At 26.5% G+C, this 6,574-nt stretch carries 5 protein-coding genes and 2 pseudogenes; 2 read left to right on the top strand and 5 right to left on the bottom strand.

Annotation, left to right across the window (positions count from 1 at the left end):
- Positions 1-623: 623 nt before the first annotated feature.
- Together JJE11_RS12130 and JJE11_RS12125 are read left to right on the top strand one after the other, a co-directional pair.
- Positions 624-1,373, top strand: coding sequence for a hypothetical protein (locus JJE11_RS12130; protein ID WP_291635958.1), 750 nt, complete (start codon positions 624-626; stop codon positions 1,371-1,373).
- Positions 1,374-1,762: 389 nt separating this feature from the next.
- Positions 1,763-2,364, top strand: a pseudogene (locus tag JJE11_RS12125) (tyrosine-type recombinase/integrase).
- A 594-nt stretch (positions 2,365-2,958) separates the two neighbouring features.
- On the opposite strand, the gene JJE11_RS12120 reads toward JJE11_RS12125, so the two are convergent.
- The 5 genes and pseudogenes from JJE11_RS12120 to JJE11_RS12100 all read right to left on the bottom strand — a co-directional run.
- Positions 2,959-3,696 (bottom strand): hypothetical protein, encoded by a 738-nt coding sequence (locus JJE11_RS12120; RefSeq protein ID WP_291635956.1) that lies wholly within the window; start codon positions 3,694-3,696, stop codon positions 2,959-2,961.
- 3 nt (positions 3,697-3,699) lie between these two features.
- A complete protein-coding gene (locus JJE11_RS12115; protein ID WP_291635954.1) occupies positions 3,700-4,233 on the bottom strand; it encodes a hypothetical protein in 534 nt (177 codons plus the stop codon).
- A gap of 15 nt (positions 4,234-4,248) precedes the next feature.
- The gene (locus JJE11_RS12110; protein WP_291635952.1) at positions 4,249-4,935 is read right to left on the bottom strand and encodes a hypothetical protein; all 687 of its coding nucleotides are present in this window, start codon (positions 4,933-4,935) and stop codon (positions 4,249-4,251) included.
- A 478-nt stretch (positions 4,936-5,413) separates the two neighbouring features.
- Entirely contained in the window at positions 5,414-5,737 is a 324-nt protein-coding gene (locus tag JJE11_RS12105) for a hypothetical protein (RefSeq protein WP_291635950.1), read from the bottom strand.
- Positions 5,721-6,574 (bottom strand): annotated as a pseudogene (locus JJE11_RS12100) (histidinol phosphatase); the annotation flags it as partial. The pseudogene JJE11_RS12100 and the gene JJE11_RS12105, both read right to left, overlap by 17 nt.

Genomic DNA, 6,574 nt, shown 5'->3' with positions numbered 1-6,574 from the left:
TTACAACTCAGTCATTATGATTTAATTGGTGGTTATATTTTGGATCTGATAAAAATTATCTCCTCAGAAAAATTTTCATTCATTAATCACATATTTAGATAAATTTCCTAAAAATCTATTCTATTCATGTATATTAGACAACTATCTATAATTTTATCATAATATCGACAATAATAACATAGTATGTATAATTTATCATTTAATTCGTAATTTGAAAACAACAAATAAAACCAGCTATACTAAAGCCAGAGTTGGTTCAAGAAGCATTCTTACTTTTTCACTGCCTTCGGTTTCTGTTTTTTATAATTTTTTAATACAACTGGAAGAGATTTCTTAAAAATTTCCTGCCCTCTTCCATGTTTTTGTACAATTGAAAGTATGTATAATCCAATTAAGGTCATAATTATGTGGAATACTATGAAGTTGTACTTTGTTTCTTTTTATAAAAATTCTCATATTTTCCCACATTATATTTATTAAATTGCCTTAGCACTAGTATTTTAGACATTTACCAGTTTCTGCCATGGATTTTAATAAGAATAAAATAATATAAAATGAAAAATCATAGCTTTAATTTACATAATAGTATGAAAGAATATTTTAATAGGAGGCAGAATTTATATATGAAGAAACAAAATTCATTTATAATAATAGTTGTTACAGTAATATTGTTATTCCCTATAGTGATGGACAAATTAATTGGCAACAATATTTCTTCTAATATATCAAATGAGCAATGGGTATCATTTTTAGGAAGTTACGTTGGTAGCATATTAGGTGGTGTTTTTACTATTATAGGTGTATTTGCTACAATAAAATATTACAAAGATCAAGATGAGTCAAAGCAGCAAGAACGTGAAAATGTGATACTGTCTGAAATAAAGAAACAATATGAGATAAAATACAAATTTGAATTTTTAGATGAATTGAATAAGATGAATAGAACTCTTAACATAATTTCAGAGCATTTTTCTACTGTGAAAATGTTGATTTCTAATACTGAAACAGAAAATCCATTAAAATGTATTAGCCCTAGTTTGTGGAAATACATAAAAACACAGGCTAGTGATATTGATACCAACTATAATAATATAAAATCAATATATGAATGCAAACTAAGTGTTTTTTATAGTGATTCTTTTATAGTGAAAGCTCAAGATGATGTGAGTGCTTTATATTTTATGCTGTCCGAAGGTCTTAATAATGTAAATAAAAATACATCTGTAGAAAGCCTTGAAAAGGATTTGCTAGATATGATACATCAATGGCATCTTAATAGAAACATTAATGATATTAAAGATATATATGCCTGGATTAGTGATTTCAAACAAAGATTCGTTTATTATATGACTGGTTTTAAAGAAAATATGTAACATAAAAGTAGTTTTTATATGAGGGGAAAATATCAGGAAAAACACAAGGAATTTCTCTGGGGTTATTTTTAGGGCAATTTCAAAGTAATACAAAAGTATATAAAAATGTAGGAGTGTTAATAATGGATAAGATAGGATTTAATTCTTTAAATATACAATTATATTAGATCATATTATATTAACTTTAACCTGTAATTTTGGGATTTATAAAAGTTTGTGTTTTCACTAAAACACAAACTTTGGCTACATTTTATTCAATGTAATGTCCAACTTTATTAATTTGTTTTTATAAAAACACTTAAACACTTGCATTATCAATGTCTAACATGGTATTTTAAAGATAGACATAATACATAAAAGGTCTATCTTTTTAAATGGGGTGCTTAAATATGATGAAAGAAAATGAAGAAAAAGTAAAATATCTTACTCAAGCGGAAATGAAGAAGGTTTTTAAAACTATAGAAAAAGATAATAGTATACATGAATTAAGAAACTTGGCTATTTTTAGAGTAGCATACAGATGCGCTTTAAGAGCTTCTGAGGTTGGGTTAATGCATTTAGAGGATTATATAACAAGACAAGAGGAGAAATGTATTGCCACAGGCTTAAGGGGAGCAATAATAACACCATAAGATTAGATCAAGAAACTATTAAGATCTTAAACAAATATATTAGGCAAAATGAGATTTGTGATAATCAGCAAGTTTTGTTTTTAAGCCAGGAGAAAAAACCGATCTCTCGCAAGACTTTAGATGTTTTGATGAAGAAATATTGTCATTTAGCTAAAATAAATGATATAGAAAAGCACCATTTTCATACTTTAAAACATACGGCTGCGGTCCATTTGGCAGAATCTGAAATTGATATAAAAGAACTGCAATACTATTTGGGCCATAAATCTGTAACAAACACATTAATATATTTTCAGTTTACGACGAAGCAGCAGGAAACAATGTATGCTAAACTTCAAAAGAATAATCAGATGGTTTAAATAACTGATTTATAATACATTGAACGTTACAAGTCAATACGATATGTTACATTCAAAATGAAATTTTTAAGGAATGTGCAATACAGCCAATGTGAAAGTAACACAATTACCATTGTGTTACTTTCAAAATACTAATGCACACTTAAGTAGGTGCTCAAAAGTTTAAACTTTTAAAGCATATAAATTTAATATGTTTATAATGTAAAAAGCTATGAAATGAAGGCATTGACCTAAATTTCGTAGCTTTTAATTGTTTATATTATAATTTTCACTCAATAAATAAACTAGTTCTCGGATCCACTCTGACGATAAAATATCTTTACTTGTACTTTTAACCTAATTATAACTTCAATATTGTCTTATATAAAACATAAAACATCCTTTGTTACATACAATGTTATACACATATGTATTTTATATACATTAAATGTCTACAATATAAATAATAAATTAAAAAGGTGGGGATTTACACATTGTATACTTATAGATTTATCAATAAACAAAATTTACTTGCTTCAGATTTAAATTTTAATTTCAAATGTATTATTTTTATAATTAGAAAGCATAATGGAATTACAATTGTATATAAATAAATCAAACTATTAGCTTACCTATTTTTTCACAGATTGGTTTAAAATCTTTGATATTTGTGGTGAAGATTTTAGAGTCGTCAGGTGCTTCTAAAATAATAATAGTGTCGCCTAATGTTCTACAATTGTTTCCATATGGAACATCTGATTTACTTATGATTTTATCTACAATGGTTTCTACACTTTTTAGTTCTTTAGGCATTGCAGTTAGTTTCTTTATATTATCTAAATTATGGTCCAACAAAAATTCTTTAATACTACATTTTGGGTTAGCTCTCTTAGAACATTTAACATCAATTGTCCAAACACCATCTATTTTTTGAGGCATTGCTAAACTTCTTTCACATTTTGTGTTATCAATAAGAATTTTATCAACACCTTCTTTAAACCTTTTTAATAGTATGTCCTCAATAAACATTTCTATATTTTCAAGAATTTCTTCTTTGTCATCAATTCCACATGTAGTAATAATATTTGCAAATAATTTGTTCATCCTATTACTTATTCGCTTACTGAAAGTTTCTTCAAACCTAATCATTGCATCCCTAACATCATCACTATCAGCTACTAAATTATATAAAGCTGTAGCATCCTTAAGGAAGTTTGACTTAAATTCACCCAACACGTAAGTAGAACTAATTAATTTATTGTTTTTGCATGTAGTTTTAATTTGATGTTTTCTAGATCTTTTCCCTAAAAATTTATCTGCTTGAACCGTTGTTTCCATAAATATTGTGTCCATATATTAGTCCTCTTCGTCAAAATCTAAATCAGGAATCCAATCTAGATTGTTTTCTAACAAAATACTATCTATTTCATAAAATTCGGTTTTATCTAAATCTTCTTTATACAATTTTGAAACAACAGTAACTAAAGCACTAATTTGAGATTTTAATAATTTTTCGCATTTTATATGTAATATGGAGTCGTGTATTATTGTACATGATCTGTAATAGTACTTTTCAGTATTTTTATTAATTGATTGTTTTAATATTCTTATGTTACTTTTAATAAGTGAAAATACCTCTAACGTTTCAAGAATATCCTCATAGCAAAGCTCTAATCGGCCCATTAATTTTTCCAACTTCTTTAAAATAATTTCATTTTGACTTGTTATTTTATTATCATCTGTATTAGTCAAAATTAATCTTTTTGGCTGTGTATTGGCCACTAGTTGATGTAGTAATTCTGTCATACCATCCAATTTTTCTATGTATAAGTCATCACCATTATCAAAGTATTTACGTTTTTTATACAATTCTGTTACGTTAGGTATCATTTTAATCACCTCCTGCTAACATTTTTTTAAAGTATCCTTTACCTTTTCAAATATTTTAATTATGTAATCAATATCATATTCATCACAATCAAAACTTATTTCATCTATTTTATAATCATTTTCAATAAATGGGAACATTCTAAATAGACTTCCCATTTCATTTAATTCTTTGCCTACTTTTATACTAATGGTTGCATAATTAGCGCTTAATTTTTCCTTTTCATTATCGTAAAGTTTTTTATTGATTTCCCAATTAATCTTTTTAAGTTTTGAAATTTTAGTGGTAGCCTTAATCATATATCGTGATTTTATTTCATTAGTGACAATCACTTCTTTTGTATAGTCAATTTTTTTACCAATAGCTTTTTTAAAGAGTTCTTTACTCATTTCTTCATTTTCATCTTTAACTTCGTCATCTTTAGATTGCCTATACTGAATGCTTATAAAGTCCTTTTCAGTATTGGATAAAATAGCTTCTAATATTGAAACAAACTCTGTATTAACTATTTTACTAAACATTTCTATATCAATGTCGAATTTGTCTAAAGCCTTTTCATCGACTTCAACCTTAGTGTCCTCTTCAATTCCAAAAATTATTTTTGCACTTTCATCATGTATTAATTGATTAAGAGTATAAATTACCTTTGTAAAATCATCATCGCTAGATTCCAAATTTGCTTGTCCATATCCAATTTTCGCCATAATATCACCTCTTTTATATTATACAATATAATATTGTATTGTATTGTATTGTATTATTCTACCTATAATATAAAATTCCTTCTTTTCTATCTTCTCAAAATAAAATAATTGTTTTTAAAAGTTAAAAATATCTCATCTATATATTAAATAAAGAATGAAAAATCGGTTTAAGTCATAACAAGCATACAACATAATATATAATTATCTTGAATGCCATTTGCTATGTGCCTATAACTAGCCTATACAATCATTCATGCTCTTTTAATAATATTTATTCTATATTTAACGAACTTTATATGTGTTGCTTTCATGTTTACATTAGATACTATTTGTGTTAATATAAGTATATTGTGGTGGCGTAGTCTAACGGATGAAACACTCTTTTGCTAAAAGAGATATCGTGGGTTCAACTCCCACCGCCAAGAAATAGACTTATTGTAATATAAGTCTATTTCTTTTTAATTATATACTAATTCAATTATAATAAAGCAGCATGGGTTATTTGTATATCAGATTTTTGTGGGACTCTACTACTGACTACATTAATTTCTCTATTTAGTTCTTTTACATATTCAGTACATACATCAATATATAGTCCTTTATTATAACCATTAGCAGTTTTAAAGTTTAATTTAATGGGATTTTCAATCATTTCTTCTAACAAGGCCGAAAAAATTGTTTTTAACTCATTTTGACTATCTTCACTCTTTAAATTAACCTGATATTCATTTGTTTTTATATAAAATACTAATATATCATTCTCTTTTAACTCAACCTCTATTATTTTAGCTTCCAGATTCATAAATATCCTTCCTTTCATAAAACGCTTCTTTTCCACCTTCAAGGGTATGCATACTCTCGATGGTCCAATTTTTAAAGTCTGATATATTATTAATATTAATTAATTCATCATTAAATGGGTTTCCTATATAAGTTTTATATTCACCATTTTGATGTGATCTATATATAGACATATAGGGTAAGGTTCTAACCGCTATATTAGCATTATGTGTCGCAATAATTACAGTCTTATGTTGTTTTGCTAAGTCAACAATTTGAGGTAATATAGTATTATTTATATAGGAATTTCCCATCCCTAACTCTGGTTCATCCAATATATACACGTAACTATCGTTTTTTAATAACCTTTGTAACAATAGTATCCCTCTCTCTCCATTAGAAGGGTTATATTCCTCACCTTCACTAGTAACTATGCTTTTAGATAATCCTAAAAAGCAATCAATTGTTTCTATATTCTCATCTATTATCATTTCATTGAACTCTCTTACGGATTTTACCAAATCATCACGATAATATAGAACTTCCATTTCTTTTAGTTTATTTTTGATTTCTCTTAATTTCTTAATTCCTTTATCAAATTCAAACCTTTTAGATTCTGTTCCTAACATTCGATATTTATTTTGTATGTAAATATTGCCCTTTTCTTCTAATTCACCTATCAAAACAAGTTCATTTTTTTCACTATACTGTAGATTAATCATAATATTACCTAAGTTCTCATTCAATATAAGCCTGTTTATCACAAATTTTTCAAAGCCGGTTTCCATTGGTTTAGAGACTGTATCAGAGCATTTATCTGCACTACGTTTTATCTCTCTCAAACTAAAATTAACTAGAT

The sequence above is a fragment of the Clostridium sp. genome, assembly GCF_016650095.1.
Lineage (GTDB): Bacteria > Bacillota > Clostridia > Clostridiales > Clostridiaceae > Clostridium_AD.
Note: the sequence above shows the minus strand (reverse complement) of the source record. Positions and strands in the feature narration are given on the sequence as shown.